At 59.4% G+C, this 17,292-nt stretch carries 17 protein-coding genes; 8 read left to right on the forward strand and 9 right to left on the reverse strand.

The annotated features are described in order from the left end of the window. Positions 1-15: 15 nt before the first annotated feature. The 3 genes from C8N42_RS09565 to C8N42_RS09575 form a co-directional block, all read right to left on the reverse strand. Positions 16-1,449 (reverse strand): NAD(P)(+) transhydrogenase (Re/Si-specific) subunit beta, encoded by a 1,434-nt coding sequence (locus C8N42_RS09565; RefSeq protein ID WP_107816345.1) that lies wholly within the window; start codon positions 1,447-1,449, stop codon positions 16-18. A gap of 12 nt (positions 1,450-1,461) precedes the next feature. Beyond that, positions 1,462-3,033: a Re/Si-specific NAD(P)(+) transhydrogenase subunit alpha gene (locus C8N42_RS09570; protein ID WP_107816346.1), complete on the reverse strand. Its 1,572-nt coding sequence runs from the start codon at positions 3,031-3,033 to the stop codon at positions 1,462-1,464. A 110-nt stretch (positions 3,034-3,143) separates the two neighbouring features. Continuing rightward, a complete protein-coding gene (locus tag C8N42_RS09575) occupies positions 3,144-3,587 on the reverse strand; it encodes a methyltransferase family protein (protein ID WP_170109260.1) in 444 nt (147 codons plus the stop codon). 77 nt (positions 3,588-3,664) lie between these two features. Here C8N42_RS09575 and C8N42_RS09580 point away from each other — a divergent pair, with 77 nt between their 5' ends. Then, on the forward strand, positions 3,665-4,129 hold the full coding sequence (locus C8N42_RS09580; RefSeq protein ID WP_170109261.1) for a GNAT family N-acetyltransferase: 465 nt from the start codon (positions 3,665-3,667) through the stop codon (positions 4,127-4,129). Positions 4,130-4,139: 10 nt separating this feature from the next. Here the strand turns inward: C8N42_RS09580 and C8N42_RS09585 are convergent, their stop codons facing one another. Together C8N42_RS09585 and C8N42_RS09590 are read right to left on the reverse strand one after the other, a co-directional pair. Then, entirely contained in the window at positions 4,140-4,916 is a 777-nt protein-coding gene (locus C8N42_RS09585; RefSeq protein WP_107816348.1) for a gamma-glutamyl-gamma-aminobutyrate hydrolase family protein, read from the reverse strand. Between the two features lie 133 nt (positions 4,917-5,049). Further along, the gene (locus C8N42_RS09590; protein ID WP_107816349.1) at positions 5,050-7,191 is read right to left on the reverse strand and encodes a malate synthase G; all 2,142 of its coding nucleotides are present in this window, start codon (positions 7,189-7,191) and stop codon (positions 5,050-5,052) included. 182 nt (positions 7,192-7,373) lie between these two features. Between C8N42_RS09590 and pepN the strand changes: the two genes are divergently transcribed. The 3 genes from pepN (at position 7,374) to C8N42_RS09605 (ending at position 11,213) form a co-directional block, all read left to right on the forward strand. Further along, complete coding sequence (pepN, locus tag C8N42_RS09595; protein WP_107816350.1) at positions 7,374-9,923, forward strand: aminopeptidase N; 2,550 nt, start codon at positions 7,374-7,376, stop codon at positions 9,921-9,923. Positions 9,924-10,139: 216 nt separating this feature from the next. Further along, positions 10,140-10,598, forward strand: a complete 459-nt coding sequence (locus C8N42_RS09600; protein WP_107816351.1) for a c-type cytochrome — start codon at positions 10,140-10,142, stop codon at positions 10,596-10,598. A gap of 15 nt (positions 10,599-10,613) precedes the next feature. Continuing rightward, on the forward strand, positions 10,614-11,213 hold the full coding sequence (locus C8N42_RS09605; protein WP_107816352.1) for a cytochrome b/b6 domain-containing protein: 600 nt from the start codon (positions 10,614-10,616) through the stop codon (positions 11,211-11,213). A 42-nt stretch (positions 11,214-11,255) separates the two neighbouring features. On the opposite strand, the gene C8N42_RS09610 is transcribed toward C8N42_RS09605, so the two are convergent. The 4 genes from C8N42_RS09610 to C8N42_RS09625 form a co-directional block, all read right to left on the reverse strand. After that, positions 11,256-11,579 carry a peptidase associated/transthyretin-like domain-containing protein gene (locus C8N42_RS09610; RefSeq protein WP_107816353.1) on the reverse strand — a complete coding sequence of 108 codons (324 nt, stop codon included), beginning with the start codon at positions 11,577-11,579 and terminating at the stop codon, positions 11,256-11,258. Positions 11,580-11,595: 16 nt separating this feature from the next. Then, the gene (locus C8N42_RS09615) at positions 11,596-12,129 is read right to left on the reverse strand and encodes a dioxygenase family protein (RefSeq protein WP_170109262.1); all 534 of its coding nucleotides are present in this window, start codon (positions 12,127-12,129) and stop codon (positions 11,596-11,598) included. Positions 12,130-12,239: 110 nt separating this feature from the next. Continuing rightward, complete coding sequence (locus C8N42_RS09620) at positions 12,240-12,695, reverse strand: Lrp/AsnC family transcriptional regulator (protein WP_107816355.1); 456 nt, start codon at positions 12,693-12,695, stop codon at positions 12,240-12,242. Beyond that, positions 12,692-13,147 carry an Lrp/AsnC family transcriptional regulator gene (locus tag C8N42_RS09625; RefSeq protein WP_107816356.1) on the reverse strand — a complete coding sequence of 152 codons (456 nt, stop codon included), beginning with the start codon at positions 13,145-13,147 and terminating at the stop codon, positions 12,692-12,694. The genes C8N42_RS09620 and C8N42_RS09625 overlap by 4 nt, the downstream gene beginning before the upstream one ends. Before the next feature lie 227 nt (positions 13,148-13,374). On the opposite strand from C8N42_RS09625, the gene C8N42_RS09630 reads away from it, so the two are divergent. From C8N42_RS09630 to C8N42_RS09645, 4 genes are all read left to right on the forward strand, one after another. Then, on the forward strand, positions 13,375-14,502 hold the full coding sequence (locus tag C8N42_RS09630) for a Hint domain-containing protein (protein ID WP_107816357.1): 1,128 nt from the start codon (positions 13,375-13,377) through the stop codon (positions 14,500-14,502). Positions 14,503-14,659: 157 nt separating this feature from the next. Further along, positions 14,660-15,682 carry a ketol-acid reductoisomerase gene (gene ilvC / locus C8N42_RS09635; RefSeq protein WP_107816358.1) on the forward strand — a complete coding sequence of 341 codons (1,023 nt, stop codon included), beginning with the start codon at positions 14,660-14,662 and terminating at the stop codon, positions 15,680-15,682. Between the two features lie 69 nt (positions 15,683-15,751). Further along, positions 15,752-16,339 (forward strand): cupin domain-containing protein, encoded by a 588-nt coding sequence (locus C8N42_RS09640; RefSeq protein WP_107816359.1) that lies wholly within the window; start codon positions 15,752-15,754, stop codon positions 16,337-16,339. Continuing rightward, on the forward strand, positions 16,329-17,273 hold the full coding sequence (locus tag C8N42_RS09645; RefSeq protein ID WP_170109263.1) for a DMT family transporter: 945 nt from the start codon (positions 16,329-16,331) through the stop codon (positions 17,271-17,273). The genes C8N42_RS09640 and C8N42_RS09645 overlap by 11 nt, the downstream gene beginning before the upstream one ends. The last annotated feature ends 19 nt before the right edge of the window (positions 17,274-17,292 follow it).

Raw genomic sequence — 17,292 nt, forward strand, 5'->3', positions numbered from 1 at the left:
TTCTGTCTGCCCCGATCAGTCGATCTTCGGAAGCAGATCGCCGATGGACTGTTTGGCATCGCCGTAATACATGCGCGTGTTGTCCTTGTAGAACAGCGGGTTCTCGATGCCCGAATAGCCCGTGCCCTGACCGCGTTTGCAGACGAAGACCTGTTTGGCTTTCCACACTTCCAGAACCGGCATCCCCGCGATGGGAGAGTTCGGATCTTCCTGTGCCGCCGGGTTCACGATGTCGTTCGAGCCGATCACGATCACCACATCGGTGTCCGGGAAATCCTCGTTGATCTCGTCCATTTCCAACACGATGTCGTAAGGCACTTTCGCCTCGGCCAACAGCACGTTCATATGCCCCGGAAGACGGCCCGCCACCGGGTGGATGGCAAAACGGACGTTCTTGCCCTGCGCGCGCAGCTTGCGGGTCAGTTCGGCCACGTTCTGCTGTGCCTGCGCCACCGCCATGCCATAGCCCGGCACGATGATGATGCTGTCAGCCTCGTTCAGAGCCGCCGCCACGCCGTCGACGTCGATCGCGACCTGTTCGCCCTCGACCTCCATCGCCGGACCCGTGGTGCCGCCGAAACCGCCGAGGATCACGGAGACGAAGCTGCGGTTCATCGCCTTGCACATGATGTAAGACAGGATCGCACCCGAAGAACCGACCAGCGCGCCGACCACGATCAAAAGATCGTTGCCAAGCGAGAAGCCGATCGCCGCCGCGGCCCAGCCCGAGTAGGAGTTGAGCATGGAGACCACGACCGGCATATCCGCGCCGCCGATACCCATGATCAGGTGGTACCCGATGAAAAACGCCAGAAGCGTCATCAGGACCAGCGTCCAGCCGCCCGCACCGTTCATGTAGAGGATCAGCAGAACGACGGAGAGGATCGCAGCGCCAGCGTTCAGCGCATGACCGCCCGGCAATTTGGTGGCTTTCGAAGTCACCTTGCCCGCGAGCTTGCCAAAGGCAACCACGGAGCCGGTGAAAGTCACCGCCCCGATGAACACGCCAAGGAATAGTTCGACCTTGAGGATGTTCAGTTCCACGGGCGTCTTATGCGCCACAACCGCGGCGAAGCCTTCGAGCAGGTGTTTCTGATCTGCGGTCATCGCGGCGATGCGCGCGGCTTCGATATGGGTGTTGAACCCCACGAAAACGGCAGCGAGACCAACAAGGGAGTGCATCGCGGCGACAAGCTGCGGCATCTCGGTCATCTCGACCTTTTTCGCCACATACCAGCCGATGACACCGCCCGCCGCGATCAGGATCGCAGAGAGCACCCAAAGGCCAGAACCCGGCCCGATCAGCGTCGCGAACACGGCCAAAGCCATGCCGACAATGCCATACCAGACGGCGCGTTTCGCACTTTCCTGCCCCGAGAGACCGCCGAGTGCGAGAATGAAGAGAACGGCAGCGACCACATAGGCCGCAGTGGTAAATCCGTAGTCCATAATCTCTCTCCCTTACGATTTCTGGAACATGGCGAGCATGCGCCGCGTGACAAGGAAGCCGCCGAAGATATTGATCCCGGCCATGAAGACCGAAAGCGCGGCGAGAAGGATCACCAGCCAGGAGCCGGAGCCGATCTGCATCAGCGCCCCCAGAATGATGATCGAGGAGATCGCGTTGGTCACCGCCATCAGCGGCGTGTGCAGCGAATGCGACACGTTCCAGATCACCTGGAAACCGATGAAGACGGAGAGCACGAAGACGATGAAGTGCTGCATGAATGAGGCAGGTGCCACAAGGCCCACGCCCAGAAGCAGGATCGCACCCACAGCGATCAGCGTCACCTGATTGCGGGTTTGCTTCTTGAACGCGGCCACTTCGGCGGCGCGTTTTTCCTCGGGCGTCAGTTCTTTCGGCTTTTCCTTCGGCTTCGCAGCAATCGCGGCCACTTTCGGCGGCGGCGGCGGGAAGGTGATCTCGTGATCGTAGGTCACGGTCGCACCGCGGATCACATCGTCTTCCATGTTGTGCACGACCTTGCCGTCTTTCTCCGGCGTCAGGTCGGTCATCATGTGACGGATGTTCGTCGCATAAAGCGTCGAGGCCTGGGTCGCCATGCGGGACGGGAAATCGGTGTAACCGATGATCACCACACCATTGTCGGTGACGACGCGCTCGTCCTTCACCGTGCCCTCGACGTTGCCGCCACGCTCGGCGGCGAGATCGACGATCACGGAGCCGGGCTTCATCGCCTCAACCATATCCTTGGTCCAGAGCACCGGCGCCGGACGGTTCGGGATCAGCGCGGTGGTGATCACGATGTCCATCTCGGGGGCCAGTTCACGGAACTTGGCGAGCTGGGCGTTGCGGAATTCCTCGGACTGCACGGAGGCGTAACCACCGGTGGCGGAGCCATCCTGCTGCTCTTCCTCGAAATCGAGATAGACGAACTCGGCGCCCATGGATTCGACCTGTTCGGCAACTTCGGGCCGCACATCGAACGCGTAGGTGATCGCACCCAGCGAGGTCGAGGTCCCGATGGCGGCCAGACCGGCCACACCGGCGCCGACGATCAGCACCTTGGCGGGCGGCACCTTACCGGCGGCGGTCACCTGACCGGTGAAGAACCGGCCAAAGTTGTTGCCCGCCTCGATCACGGCACGATAGCCCGCGATGTTCGCCATCGACGACAGAGCGTCCATCTTCTGCGCGCGCGAAATACGCGGCACCATTTCCATGGCGATGACGTTCGCACCCGTCTCTTTCGCCTTTTCCATGCCCTCGGCATTGCCGCCCGGGTTGAAGAACGAAATAAGCGTCTGGCCTTTGCGCAGATAGCCCATTTCGGTCTCGTCCGGCTGGCGGACTTTCGCGACGATATCGCAAGCATCCCAAAGCGCCTTCGCGCCCTCGATCACCTCGACACCGGCCTCTGCATAGGCCGCATCGGAAAACCCGGCGGCAGCACCCGCCCCGGATTGAATCGCGCAGTCATAGCCAAGCTTCTGTAGCTGCCTGGCACTCTCAGGCGTCAGCGCAACCCGCGCCTCCCCCTCGAACACTTCCTTAGGAACACCGAATTTCACGTGTCGATCCTCTTTTTCCCCAGTCTTCTCTCGTTGGCACCTTCCTTACCCAATCGCGGCAATGCAGCGCAACATTATTGCGCAAACATTGCCGAAACTGTGACGGGAGGTCACAGCCAGCGCCGTGTCTTTTGCGCCCAGGTTTGAAACTCCTCCGAAAATTTCGTCCTGAGCCATGTTTCTTCCTCAGCAATGAACCGCCTTTGTATCACCGTCATAAAGACGGGGATCAAAAACACGCCTGCCGGGCTGCCGAACAGTAAAGCAAAGCCAGCAAGTGTAAAGGCATCGCCGAGGTAAATCGGGTTTCGTGTCAGCCGGTAAACCCCGTCGGTCACAATGTCGGACGGAATCCGATGCGGCACGACGGTGGTGTGATGTCGGCGCATGGCGAACACAGCCAGTCCCATGAGCATCACCCCGAGAGCAATCAACACACCACCAAGAAACCTGAGCCAGAACGACAACAAAATCACCAGACCCAACTCCGCCAGCCCCCATGTCAGCACCATGAAAGCCAGCAACCAGATCGGAGGATAATCAAGATATTTCATATCTAAAATATATAACCTCTTTTGCCTCGTGCTGAAAAGCCCTACTGAACCAGAACCCGTCAGGCGAGGAAAATGTCGTGAAACTGCGCAGAGTGCAAAGAGAAGATGCCGATGCCTGTTATGCGCTCTTTCATCGCACCATCCATGGCGGCACAGGCGCGTTTTACGATGCCGAACAACGCGCCGCATGGGCCCCCGCCCGAGAACACGCACCCCAAAGCTGGCCTGACCGGCTCACCAGCGGCTATGCAATCTGCGCCACACGCTGGGGGCGGATCAAAGGCTTTTTCACCATGGGATACGACGGGCATATCGACTTCGCCTACGTCGCCCTCGAAGAGATGGGCAAAGGCACCGCACTCAAACTCTACGCGGCCTGCGAGGCGGAAGCGCAGCGCCTGGGCCTGAGCCACATGGACACAGAAGCCTCCCACCTCGCCCGCCGTTTCTTCGAGAAACGCGGCTGGGCGGTGGTGGCGCGCCAAACCGTCATCCGGGATTCGGTCGGGATCGAGAACTTTCGTATGGAAAAGCGGTTGTGAGCGCCCCCGCTCACGCCTCCTCGGACACCCTCTCCCGTCGCGCCTCGGCAAAAGCGTACACCGCCTTGCCAAAGGCCTCGAACAGGGGCCGCGACACCGGGTCTTCGCCCGCGCGGTATTCCGGGTGCCATTGCACCGCGAGCGAGAACCCCGGCGCGTCCTTCACATAGATCGCCTCGGGCGTACCGTCGGGGGCATAGCCGTCGATCACGATGCGCGCGCCGGGTTTCTTGATCCCCTGCCCGTGCAGCGTGTTGGTCATCACCTCGTCCGCACCTAACAACGCCTCGAACACGCCGCCCTTGGTCAGCTTGACTGGGTGGCGCAGCGCGAATTTCTCCTCAAGCGTCCCCTCCGGCGGCATGCGATGATTCATTCGCCCGGGCAAGTCACGAATCTCTGGATAAAGCGTGCCGCCCATCGCGACATTGATCTCTTGAAATCCGCGACAGATGCCGAAAATCGGCTGGCCCGCCGCGACACAGGCCCGGATCAGCGGCAATGTCACCGCATCGCGGCAGCGGTCAAAGCACCCGTGCGCAGCGGTTTCCTCTTCGCCATATTCTTCCGGATGCACATTCGGGCGTCCGCCGGTGAAGACAAACCCATCACAGGCCGCCATCAGTTCTTCGACGGAAACAAAGTTCGGATGCGGCGGGATCAAGAGCGGCATGCAGCCCGCCACGTCGGACACGGCTTCGGCATTCATATGCCCGCCGGTAAAGGCCGGGTAACTGCCGTGCAGCAGATCCGTATTGCCAATAATACCGACGACTGGTCGTGTCATGATTTGACTCTCCTTTTCCTCAAAGATACCGGCTTTTACCGAAGAGAAAAGGCCAAGCCACGCGCAGCCCCTCTGCATCTGCGCGCGTTTTTACGGCTTGGGCGTGAAATTGTGCACAGAAGGGTTGAGTTGCTCAATCCGCAGCCTTCAACTCCAGCCGCCGCGCGTGCAGCACCGGTTCGGTGTAGCCCGACGGTTGGACCCGGCCCTTGAACACGAGATCGCAAGCCGCCTTGAAGGCGATGGTTTGATACGACGGGGCCATCGGCACATAAAGCGGGTCACTTGCATTCTGGCGATCCACGACGGTGGCCATTTTCTTCATCGCCTCCATCACCCGTTCCTCCGAAACCACGCCATGATGCAGCCAGTTGGCCAGCCCTTGCGAAGAAATCCGGCAGGTGGCGCGGTCTTCCATCAGACCAACGTCGTGAATATCCGGCACCTTTGAACAGCCCACGCCCTGATCGACCCAGCGCACCACATAACCAAGGATGCCCTGCGCGTTGTTCTCGATCTCGGCGGTGATTTCCTCGTCCGACCAGTTGACGCCTTTGGCCACTGGGATGGTCAGCAAATCCTCAAGCGTGCCACGAGCACCGCCTTTCGCGATCTCGTCCTGCACGGCAAAGACATCGACCTTGTGATAGTGCGTGGCATGCAGCGTCGCGGCCGTGGGCGATGGCACCCAGGCACAGGTCGCGCCCGCTTTCGGATGGCCGATTTTCGCCTCCAACATGGCGTGCATCAGATCTGGCATAGCCCACATGCCTTTGCCGATCTGCGCGCGGCCCTTGAGACCACAGGCGAGGCCAATATCGACATTGCGCTCTTCATAGGACTTGATCCACGGCTGATCCTTCATCTCGCCCTTGCGGATCATCGGCCCAGCTTCCATCGAGGTATGAATCTCGTCGCCGGTGCGATCCAAAAAGCCGGTGTTGATGAAGGCCACGCGATGTTTCGCGGCGCGGATGCATTCCTTGAGGTTCACGCTCGTGCGGCGTTCCTCATCCATGATCCCGAGTTTCACGGTATAGGGCTCCAGCCCGAGAATGGCCTCGACACGGCTGAAAATCTCATCCGCAAAGGCGACCTCTTCCGGCCCGTGCATTTTCGGCTTCACAACATAGACCGATCCTTTGACGGAGTTGCGCGGGCCTTCGGTCTTTTGCAGATCGTGCAGCGCAATCATCACGGTCACCAGCGCATCCATGATCCCCTCGCCGATCTCGCACCCCTCCGGGTCCAAAATCGCCGGGTTCGTCATCAGATGCCCGACGTTGCGCACAAGCATCATCGCGCGGCCCTGAAGCGTGATCTCCGTCCCGTCCGGCGCGGTGAAGACCCGATCACCATGGAGCGCACGGGTAAAGGTCTTGCCCCCCTTCTCGACCTCCTCAGTCAGATCGCCCTTCATCAGGCCAAGCCAGTTGCGATAGGCGCCAACCTTTTCCTCTGCATCGACGGCAGCGACCGAATCCTCGCAATCCATGATGGCGGAGACCGCCGCTTCCAGCAGAATGTCGGAAATCCCAGCCCTGTCCTGTTGTCCAACAGGGGTCGTGGGATCGATCACGATGTCGATGTACAGCCCGTTCTTTTGCAGAAGGATGTGGCCATCCGATGAACCGGCGAATTGCGAGGGATCGGCCAGCCCTGTCTCCCCCATAGCCCCTTCGACCAATAGAAGCTCGCCCTTCACGGTCAGTCCCGTCACATCCGCCCAAGAACCACCAGCCAGCGGCGCCACCGCATCCAGATGCGCCTTGGCCCAGGCGATCACCCGCGCCCCACGCGCCACGTCATAGCCCTTCCCCTCGGGCAAATCGCCCAGCGCATCAGTCCCATACAAAGCATCGTAGAGAGACCCCCAACGCGCATTCGCCGCGTTCAGCGCATAGCGCGCATTGGTGATGGGCACGACAAGCTGCGGCCCCGGTTTGGTCGCGAATTCCGGGTCGATCTTTGTCGTCTCGATCTGGAAATCCGGTCCCTCCGGCACGAGATAGCCGATGTCTTCAAGGAAAGCCCGATAAGCCGCCGCGTCGAACTCCTGCCCTTTGCGCGCCAGATGCCACGCGTCGATCCTGGCCTGAATCTCTTCGCGTTTTTCCAGCAATGCGCGATTCCTCGGCCCGAAATCGCGGACCATCTCCGCAAGCCCCTCCCAGAACGCCGCAACCGTCACCCCCGTGCCCGGCAGGGCCTCGGTTTCGATGAATTGGGCAAGCTCTTGGGCGACCATCAGGCCGGATTTATCGACGCGCGTCATGGAGGAATCACCTGTGTCTGAGAAGTGTCGGAGGTGCAGACTAAAGAGTTTCCTATCGGAAACAACCCGCAGCCCTGCGAAGCATCGCACACCCCCTTTCGCACCTCGCGAACCCCGTTGCAGCCCCCACGCCCGAGGCCTACCCTCCCCTGACCCGAGTCTCCTGCAAGAAAGTGCCACCGATGAAAGACGCAGCCCCCCAGACCATCTACCTCAAGGATTACACCCCGTTCGGGTATCGGATCGAAAGCGTCGATCTCACGTTCAGGCTGCACCCGACCGCGACACGCGTGATCTCGAAAATCGTCTTCGCGCCGAATCCGGAGGCCACCGACAAGCGGTTCTTCCTGCATGGCGAAGAACTCGAACTGATCTCCGCCACGGTCAATGGCGATCCGATCACCCCGCGTCTTGTCGAGGGCGGGCTTGAGGCCGATGTGCCCGAAGGGCCGTTCATCTGGGAGGCGGAGGTGGAGATTTCCCCGCAAACCAACACGGCGCTCGAAGGGCTCTATATGTCCAACGGGATGTATTCGACGCAATGCGAGGCCGAAGGATTTCGCAAGATCACCTATTACCCCGATCGGCCCGATGTGATGGCGGTTTTCACGGTCCGGGTGGAGGGCGATCTTCCGGTGCTGTTGTCCAACGGTAACCCGGTGGAGCGCGGCGCAGGGTTCGCCGTCTGGCACGATCCCTGGCCGAAACCTTCCTATCTCTTCGCTCTGGTCGCGGGCGAACTGATCAACCACCCCGACACATTTACCACGAAATCGGGGCGTGAAGTCGAGCTGAACATCTGGGTTCGTCCCGGCGACGAGGACAAATGCGCTTTCGGGATGGAGGCACTCAAGAAGTCGATGAAATGGGACGAAGACACCTATGGCCGCGAATACGACCTGGACATTTTCAACATCGTGGCCGTGGACGATTTCAACATGGGCGCGATGGAGAACAAGGGGCTGAACATCTTCAACTCGTCCTGTGTTCTGACCTCGAAAGAGACCTCGACCGATGCGAATTTCGAGCGCATCGAAGGCATCATCGCGCATGAGTATTTTCACAACTGGACGGGAAATCGCATCACCTGCCGCGACTGGTTTCAGCTCTGCCTCAAGGAAGGTCTGACGGTTTACCGCGACCAGATGTTCTCCGGCGACATGCGCTCGCATGCAGTGAAACGCATTGAAGAAGTTATGATTTTGCGCGCCCGCCAGTTCCGGGAGGACAACGGTCCGCTGGCCCATCCGGTGCGTCCGGAAAGCTTTGTCGAGATCAACAATTTCTACACCGCGACCGTTTACGAGAAGGGCGCGGAAATCATCGGCATGCTGCGACGTCTCATCGGCGATGAGGCTTATCGCAAAGGCTGCGATCTCTATTTCGACCGCCATGACGGTCAGGCTGTGACCATCGAGGATTGGCTCAAGGCTTTTGAGGATGCGACGGGGCGTGATCTTGCACAATTCAAACAATGGTACAGCCAGGCAGGCACGCCACGCCTGAAAATGGAGGAAAGCTGGGACGACGGCACGCTGACGCTCACCTTCACCCAGTCGACGCCCCCCACACCCGGCCAGAGCGGGAAGAAACCACAGGTGATCCCGATCGCCGTCGGTCTTATCAGCCCCAATGGCGACGAGGTGGTGCCGACCACTGTTCTTGAGATGACCGAAGCGCAGCAGAGCTTTACCTTCGAAGGTCTCGGCGCGCGCCCTGTGGCCTCCGTGCTGCGCGATTTCTCCGCACCGGTGATCCTTGAGCGCGAGATTGACAATGACACCCGAGCCTTCCTGCTGGCCCATGACACCGACCCGTTCCAGAAATGGGAAATGGGCCGTGCGCTCGCCAAGGACACGCTGATGTCGATGATCGTCAAAGGCACGAAGCCGAGTTTCGCCTATCTCGACGCGATCAAATCCGTGCTGGTGGACGACGGTCTCGACCCGGCCTTCCGCGCCCTGTCGCTCGGCCTGCCCGCGCAGGACGATCTGGCGCAATCTCTGTTCGACGCGGGCGTCACGCCCGATCCGCAACGCATCTTCGAGGCGCGCGAAGAGCTTCGGCATCTGCTCTCCGCTCACCTGCGCGAGGTGCTTCCGGCACTCTACAAGGAGAATGAGACCGGGGCTTTCGTACCCGATGCCGAAGGTTCCGGCAAACGCAGCCTGCGCCTTGCGGTGCTGTCGCTTCTCAGCCTGCGCGATGAGGGCGTCACCGCCCGCGCGCTTTACAAACGCGCCGACAACATGACCGAACAGGCCGGTGCCTTACAGGCGCTCCTGTCTGCCGGACTAGGAACGGAAGAACTACAAGCCTTTGAAGCGCAATGGAAAGGCGACCGCCTCGTGATGGACAAATGGTTCACCATGCAGGTCGCTTCCGCCGTCCCCGAGACGGCCGCTCAGGTCGCCGAGACATTGAGCCGCCACCCGGCGTTCACCAACAAGAACCCGAACCGCTTCCGCGCGGTCTTTGGCGCACTGTCTGCGAACCATGCCGGGTTCCACCACGAGAGCGGTGCAGCCTATCGTCTTCTGGCGGATCAGCTCATCACGCTCGACGCAATAAACCCGCAGATCACCGCGCGGATGAGCGGCGCGTTCGAGACCTGGAAACGCTACGACGCGGACCGGCAGGACATGATCCGCGCCGAACTGGAGCGCATTCTGGCCACACCGGGCCTGTCGCGGGACACGACGGAAATGGTCAGCCGGATTCTCGCAGCCTGACCTGGCTGCACAGATCGCCCGAGAATTGTTTGCGTGAACTTTTTGCGTTTGCGCAAACAGTTCCACATCATAACGAAAAGTTGAACCGCTTCGGACGCTTGCCAGCGACGGAACGGATAGAATGTCACATTTAAATTAAGCGACGCTGTGACATGATCTAACCCATCGTGCGGACAGCCCGCTTTATATTTGTAACCAGACAGGGATTCCCATCCAATGCGTAAACTTCTTATCTCCACCGTAATCGCGGCCACCGCGGCCACCGGCGCCATCGCGCAGGCCCCCTCCGACGTGGCAAAAGCCCGTCGCGCTTTCTACACGCTTGTCGGCTACGAAATGGCCACACTGGGCGGCATGGCCCAAGGCAAGGTCGACTATGACGCCGAGGTTGCCAGCCAGTCCGCCAAGGACCTCCTGACGCTCACCGGCTACCACACCGCCGATCTCTTCGTGCCGGGCACCTCGAACGAGGACCTGCCGGGCGAGACCCGTGCGAAAGCGGACATCTGGTCCGACATGGAAGGCGTTCAGGAAAAAGGCATGGCCTTCTATCAGGCCGTGGTCGAGCTCAACGACGTGGCTGGCAATGGCCTCGACGCGCTGCGTCCGGCGGTCGGCAAACTCGGTGGCACCTGCAAGGCCTGCCACGACGACTATCGCGCTGCTGATTTCTGATCGGGGCGGCGAGACATGACGGACCGGCTTGAAAAGACCTACCTCTGGGACCCGGTGGTGCGTGTGCTGCACTGGGCGCTCGTGATCGCGTTTTTCACCGCCTTCGGGCTTGGGAAATTCGGCCCCGACCAGATGACGCTGCATTTTTACGCGGGCTATACCGTGGCCGTGATCGTGGTTCTGCGCGTGCTTTGGGGTTTTTTCGGCTTTTATACCGCGCGTTTCGCCAATTTCGTCAAAGGTCCGGGCAAGGTGATCGCCTATGCCCGGACGCTTCCCTCTACGACGCCCTCGCGCTCCTACGGGCACAACCCGGTCGGCGCGATCTTCGTCGTCGGCGTGCTGATCGTTCTGGCGATGCAGGTTCTGACGGGAATGCTGTCCGACCCGGAGGATTACATCAACGTCGGCCCGCTGGCGCAATACGTGTCGATCGAGACCGCGCGCAAGGCGCTGTCCTATCACGAGCCGCTGTCCTTCCTGCTTCTGATCATGGTGATCGCCCATATCGGTGCAATCTTCTGGTACAAGACGCGCAAGGGCGAAAACCTCGTGACGCCGATGATCACCGGTTACGCGGAGCTTCCGCCGGAGAAAATCCCGCATCGGCAATAAGAAAAGGGCGCTCTCGGGCGCCCTCTTTTGTCTTTGCAGAGATCACAAATCCTGCGTCGGCATCGGCGGCATGTCACCGTTCATCTCGCCCGGCATGGACGGCGGGGTATCTACAACACGCTCTGCGGTGAAATCAATCGGGATCACAACGGAGCCATAATAGCCCTCCGACACACTCCCCTTCATCTCCAGTGTTTGCTGGGCGATCTCATCCTCAGAATTGTCGCCAAACACGTTATCGCCGGAGAGCGAGTTGTTGTTCAGGTTCTCGGTGCTGTCGTTGTAATTGTCGGCCTCATAGACCAGACGCGCCTGATCCTCCGGGATTGCGATCTGCGCGGTCAGCACAGAATTCTCACCGGCCACGGCGGCCTCGGCGCTTTCAAAAAACCTCGAAATGAATATGCGGCCAGCGCGACGGGTAACAGCCCGGCACGATGGTGGTGAACTTGACCTTGCCTTCCGCATCGGCAATCGCCAACCCACGCAACCAGTTGGCCTCAGTATGGTCATAGAGCGAATACTTGCCTTCACCATCGCAATGCCAGATGTAAATCGCATAGCCTTCGAGCGGCGTGCATCCGTCATGATCCTGAAGCGTCAGTTCAAGCTCAAGCGGCACACCTTCGACCTCGCCCTCATAATCGCCAAAGGAGGTCGTGATGTCCGTGCGCAGGATACCTTCCTGTTCAAGCACGTTCACCACCTGACCGTTCTTGCTGTTGGACCCATCCGCAGGGTACGGGCCCTGCGTCTCCCAAGGCAGCGCAATGCATTCGAGCGCCGCGGCAGGCAGACCGGAAGCAGAAGCGAGGCCCAAACCGCCCATCACGCCCAGAAAACGGCGGCGGCCCAGAAGTTTCGGAAGGTCATGTTTGAATCCATGGTCATGGCTATGATCGTGGCTGTGCGTCATCGGATGTCTCCTGATCGTTTGCTTTGACAGACAAACGCGGCAGCGCGGCATTTCAGTCGCCCGAAGACGTCAAATGAACGTGATGGAACCAAACGCGCCGATCCGCGTACTTAGAGCGGTCCGGGACGACGTTCTTCGGAGAGCACGACGTTCGCCTCCACGTTCCCCACGCCCGGAAGCGTCATGATCCGCCGCCGCAACACACGCTCGAAATCCGGCAAGTCCTGCGCCACGACGCGCAGTCGATAATCGAACAGGCCAAGGACATGCTGCACCGTCTGCACCTCCGGGATCGCCCGCACCGCGCGTTCGAAATCCTCAAGGCTGACCCGGCCTTTGGTGGCAAGCTTCACCCCCAAGAAGACGGTCACCCCGAACCCCAGCGCTTCAAGATCGAGATCGACCCGGCGCGGCCCGAACACCCCCGCCTCTCGCAACCTCTTGATCCTGCGCCATGTGGCCGGTTGACTGAGGCCGAGATCCCGCCCCAAGGCCCCCGCCGATTGCGTGGCATCCTCGCACAGCGCGCGGATGATCTTGCGGTCGATGTCGTCAAGCTCGATCATAGTGGCACCGACTGGCTGTCCTTGATCGTCGCCACCTGCATCAGCGCCTCGATATCGGTCATGTGTGGCAGGGTCAGAATTTTGTCGCGGTAAATCCGTTGGTAATCCGCCATATTCCGCGCAATCACCAGAAGCCGTGCATCCACCCGACCGAGAAACGTCCCGATGCTGATCACCTCGGGCACCTCGCGGGCGCTCGCAATGAATTCGTCAAAGGCACGCGGTTCGGTCTTGTCGAGTGTGATCCGCAGACTGACTTCCACCGCATAACCGAGCGCGCGCCAGTCGACCTCTTCGCGGATCGTTTTCACGATCCCGGTTTTGCGCAAACGCTCAAGACGCCGAATATATGTCGACTGTGTCATGCCCGCACGCTCCGCCAGTAATGAAACAGACGCATCTGGAGCGGCCTGCAATTGCCTTAACAGGCGTCGATCCGCATCATCTACCATAAAGCCCCCGAAAATTCCGTTATTTCTGCATAATAAATAAGCCAAGAAGAGATTTATACAAAAAATCATACTCCTGAACAGCCGCCCCCCCGAAAGAGCACCACGCCGGCCATGGCATAAAGAAGCCAAAGCGTTTCTCATATCGGGAATTCATTTCGCGAAAAGCAAAAAGACATGGTATGGTTAACCAAAAAACTTGAGGCAGAAACAAAGAAGCGCATACCGACATGAGCGAAACAACCCTCTATGTTTACGAGGTCAGTGCGATCTCCGTAACCACGACAAACGGTGTAGCCGTCCCCAGTGTTCTTGAAAAAGCCCTGTGGGGCGATGCATTCAGTTGGGAAAAGCCGAACGATCTCGTTCTGACATTGCCGGAAACGACAACTGCAATCGTTTACAATGACGCCGATGGCTTGTTACAGGACGACCCGTATTCCGGCAGCTCCGTCACGGACCAGACCCTGCTTGAAGAAACGACACTGAACGGCACGACATATTCGCCGAGCGAGGGGACTGTGAGATGGGGCTACCCATCCCCTGTTACGGTTGAAAGCGAATACAGCGTGGAACTGCTCGGGTCAGACGGCGAAACATATACGCTGGTCGGCATTTCGATCACGACCGGTTACAATACCGAAATCGTCGGCGTTGCATTCGACGGGGCCCAACCGCCAGCCGGGGTTACGCTGACATATGTGCAGGGCAATTCCACCTATCAGTCTACGGGCCCCAACCTTGACCCCACCCCGACCGTTCCCTGTTTTGCCGCCGGAACGAAGATAGAAACCCCCAATGGTGAGGTTCCGATCCAATATCTGAAAGTTGGCGATCTTGTCTCCACACTGGATCACGGTCCCCGTCCCATTTTATGGATCGGGCATAGTACCGTAGACGGTCGCAGCAAACTCGCCCCCATTCAGATCGAGGCAGAAGCCCTCGGAAACCGTAACGCTCTGAAAGTCTCGCCAAATCACCGCTTCCTCCTGCATGGCGCTGATATCGAGCTTTTGTTTGGCGAAGAGAGTGTGTTCGCTCCGGCGAAAGCGCTGGTAAATGACATATCCATCCGCCGCAGCCCCTGTCATCGCGTCACATATTTCCACATCCTGCTCAGCGGGCATGAAATCATTTTCTCCGAAGGCATCGCGACGGAAAGCCTTTTTACGGGTCCAATGGCCATGAGCGCACTCGACGACGCTGCACGGAATGAACTCTATGAGATTTTTGGCGACGCGTTACCCGATGCAGCGACCTTGAGCCGCCCGGAAATCACGGTTTCCGAAGCGACCGCGCTCAAGCTTGCCCCGAGCCCGGCTTCACGGCACCAAATTTATTTCACGGGTCGAATCTAAATCGGCGCACCCAACCAAAACGAAAGAATGATTTATTCACAAAATAGAAAAATAAAGCATGATTGCGCACATATAAATCCATAATAGCGACATTATGCACCCCACATCCTGGAATGACGCGTATTTTCCTCTCAATACAAACGAGAAGGAATGCCAAATGCGCGTTTATTACGATCGCGATTGCGATGTGAACATCATCAAGGACAAAAAAGTCGCCATTCTGGGCTATGGTTCGCAAGGCCACGCCCACGCGCTGAACCTGCGCGATTCCGGTGCGAAAAACCTTGTCGTCGCGCTGCGCGAAGGCTCGCCCTCGGCCAAGAAAGCCGAAGCCGAAGGCCTCACCGTGATGGGCATCGCCGAAGCCGCCGCCTGGTGTGACGTGATCATGTTCACCATGCCCGACGAACTTCAGGCCGAAACCTACAAGAAATACGTCCACGACAACCTGAAAGAAGGCGCCGCGATTGCCTTCGCCCACGGCCTGAACGTGCATTTCGGTCTCATCGAGCCGAAGCCGGGCGTCGACGTAATCATGATGGCGCCGAAAGGTCCGGGCCACACCGTGCGCGGCGAATACACCAAAGGCGGCGGCGTGCCCTGCCTCGTGGCCGTGAACAACGACGCCACCGGCAAGGCGCTCGAAATCGGCCTGTCTTATTGCTCCGCCATCGGTGGCGGCCGCTCCGGCATCATCGAGACCAACTTCCGCGAAGAGTGTGAAACCGACCTCTTCGGCGAACAGGCCGTGCTTTGCGGCGGTCTCGTCGAACTGATCCGTTGCGGGTTTGAGACCCTCGTCGAAGCCGGTTATGCCCCGGAAATGGCCTATTTCGAATGTCTGCACGAGGTGAAACTGATCGTGGACCTGATCTACGAAGGCGGCATCGCAAACATGGATTACTCCATCTCCAACACCGCCGAGTACGGCCAGTACGTCACCGGCCCGCGCATTCTGCCCTACGATCAGACCAAGAAGGCGATGAAAGAGGTTCTCTCCGACATTCAGGCCGGCAAATTCGTACGTGACTTCATGCTGGAGAACGCCGTCGGCCAGCCGACGATCAAAGCGTCCCGTCGCGCCAATGACGAGCACCTCATCGAGGAAACCGGGGCAAAACTGCGCGGCATGATGCCGTGGATCACCGCTGGCAAGATGGTGGACAAAGAGCGCAACTAAGCGCTACCTCATCCGAGACGAAAGGCCCCGGCGCATGCGTCGGGGCCTTTTCATGTCAAAGAGGTGGTCATGCCGAAATTTACCCCACAAACCGTCCGCACCGACAGCGGTCACTCCGCCGCCTGCGGTCCCTATGAGGCCCTGCTGTTCAGCGACAGCGGAGAGTTGACGCAATTCGGTGCCTTTCTCGAAATTCTGCCACCGGGCTCCGCCTCCGCACTCAAACACTGGCATGAAGGAGAGGACGAGATGGTCTATATGATCGCGGGCGAGGTCATCGTCACGGAGGGAGATGAAACCTATCCGCTCAGCGCGGGAGAAGCCGCAACCTTCAAGGCTGGCGTGGCCCGTGGTCATTGTCTGCGTAATAACGGTCCCGATGAAGCCCGTTATCTAAAGCCTTTCGCAATAAACTTGAGATACGAGTTGATTGCGAAAGGCCCGCCACATCAAAACGTTACGCCACGTTTCCCGAAAATCTGTGATTCAGGTCTTTCGCGAAACGCTTTGGTGATCGGCACGCGTTCTGCGGGAGATACAGTCACCTATCCCGATCACGACCGCATCCTGAGATTCACCCGCAGCGGCGCCAATATCACGACCCGCACACACACTACCACAAATGGCATCCCCTCCGGCTCTCCCTATGAAGACTGACATCTCCCCGCTTCCCAATATCACCCCCGCCTCCTGGATCATGGTCGGCATCCTCGGCTTTGTCTGGGGCTCCACCTTTATGGTGATCGAGATTGCCCTCACCGGCATCTCGCCCTTCTGGCTCGCCACCTTCCGGCTAACCATCGCGGCGCTTGTCATGGCCGCCTTCTGGGGCGTAGACGGGTTCAGAATGGGCACAGAGCCGGACAACAAACCGCATCCCATGGCGCTGATCTGGGCCGGGGCGATTTCCTCCGGCGTACCGTTCCTATTCCTGAACTGGGGCCAGCAATACGTGACCTCCGGTTTCGCCGGGACCTCCATGGCCGCCGTGCCTCTGGTCGTGTTGCCAATGGCGCATTTCATGGTGGCAGGTGAGCGTTTGACAATCCGCTCCGTCATCGGTGTGGCACTTGGTTTTCTGGGCGTTTTCCTTCTGGTCGGGCAGGATGCACTCCATAGTTCAGGCGCGGATCTCGAATTCTGGGGGCGGATGGCCTGCCTCACCGTCGCGTTTTGCTACGCGCTCAATTCGATCACCATCCGCCGCCTGCCACCCATCAACCCGACCGCGCTCACCACGATCATGATGGCCAGCGGGGCGCTGATCACCCTGCCCTTCTCCCTTGCCGCCGAAGGTCTCCCCGGGCTGCCGCCGCTCAAGGCCTTTGTCGCGCTGATCTTCCTCGGCGTCGTCTCCACTGCCGCGATGAATCAACTGCGCGTACTGGTGATCCGCTCCGCCGGACCGACCTTCATGACGCTGGTGAATTATCAGGTGCCGCTCTGGTCCGTGATTTTGGGCGCGTGGATACTCAGCGAGCCGCTGCCGCCCACACTGATCCTTGCGCTGGCCTTGATTCTGGGCGGCGTGATGATTTCGCAATGGCCCTCCCTACGCCCCATTGTGCGTCGGATTTTCGCGCAGCTCTGACTTGCAGCCAAGCAGCAAT

It is taken from the genome of Celeribacter persicus (assembly GCF_003050785.1).
Taxonomy (GTDB): domain Bacteria; phylum Pseudomonadota; class Alphaproteobacteria; order Rhodobacterales; family Rhodobacteraceae; genus Celeribacter; species Celeribacter persicus.

Excerpts from the sequence above, each read along its gene's own strand:
- C8N42_RS09625 (WP_107816356.1), bottom strand. The coding sequence starts at position 13,147 with ATGGTAGATGATGCGGATCGACGCCTGTTAAGGCAATTGCAGGCCGCT.
- C8N42_RS09630 (WP_107816357.1), top strand. The coding sequence starts at position 13,375 with ATGAGCGAAACAACCCTCTATGTTTACGAGGTCAGTGCGATCTCCGTA.
- C8N42_RS09620 (WP_107816355.1), bottom strand. The coding sequence starts at position 12,695 with ATGATCGAGCTTGACGACATCGACCGCAAGATCATCCGCGCGCTGTGC.
- C8N42_RS09640 (WP_107816359.1), top strand. The coding sequence starts at position 15,752 with ATGCCGAAATTTACCCCACAAACCGTCCGCACCGACAGCGGTCACTCC.
- C8N42_RS09575 (WP_170109260.1), bottom strand. The coding sequence starts at position 3,587 with ATGAAATATCTTGATTATCCTCCGATCTGGTTGCTGGCTTTCATGGTG.
- C8N42_RS09585 (WP_107816348.1), bottom strand. The coding sequence starts at position 4,916 with ATGACACGACCAGTCGTCGGTATTATTGGCAATACGGATCTGCTGCAC.
- C8N42_RS09565 (WP_107816345.1), bottom strand. The coding sequence starts at position 1,449 with ATGGACTACGGATTTACCACTGCGGCCTATGTGGTCGCTGCCGTTCTC.
- C8N42_RS09605 (WP_107816352.1), top strand. The coding sequence starts at position 10,614 with ATGACGGACCGGCTTGAAAAGACCTACCTCTGGGACCCGGTGGTGCGT.
- C8N42_RS09600 (WP_107816351.1), top strand. The coding sequence starts at position 10,140 with ATGCGTAAACTTCTTATCTCCACCGTAATCGCGGCCACCGCGGCCACC.
- C8N42_RS09645 (WP_170109263.1), top strand. The coding sequence starts at position 16,329 with ATGAAGACTGACATCTCCCCGCTTCCCAATATCACCCCCGCCTCCTGG.
- C8N42_RS09590 (WP_107816349.1), bottom strand. The coding sequence starts at position 7,191 with ATGACGCGCGTCGATAAATCCGGCCTGATGGTCGCCCAAGAGCTTGCC.
- C8N42_RS09615 (WP_170109262.1), bottom strand. The coding sequence starts at position 12,129 with ATGACGCACAGCCACGATCATAGCCATGACCATGGATTCAAACATGAC.
- pepN (WP_107816350.1), top strand. The coding sequence starts at position 7,374 with ATGAAAGACGCAGCCCCCCAGACCATCTACCTCAAGGATTACACCCCG.
- ilvC (WP_107816358.1), top strand. The coding sequence starts at position 14,660 with ATGCGCGTTTATTACGATCGCGATTGCGATGTGAACATCATCAAGGAC.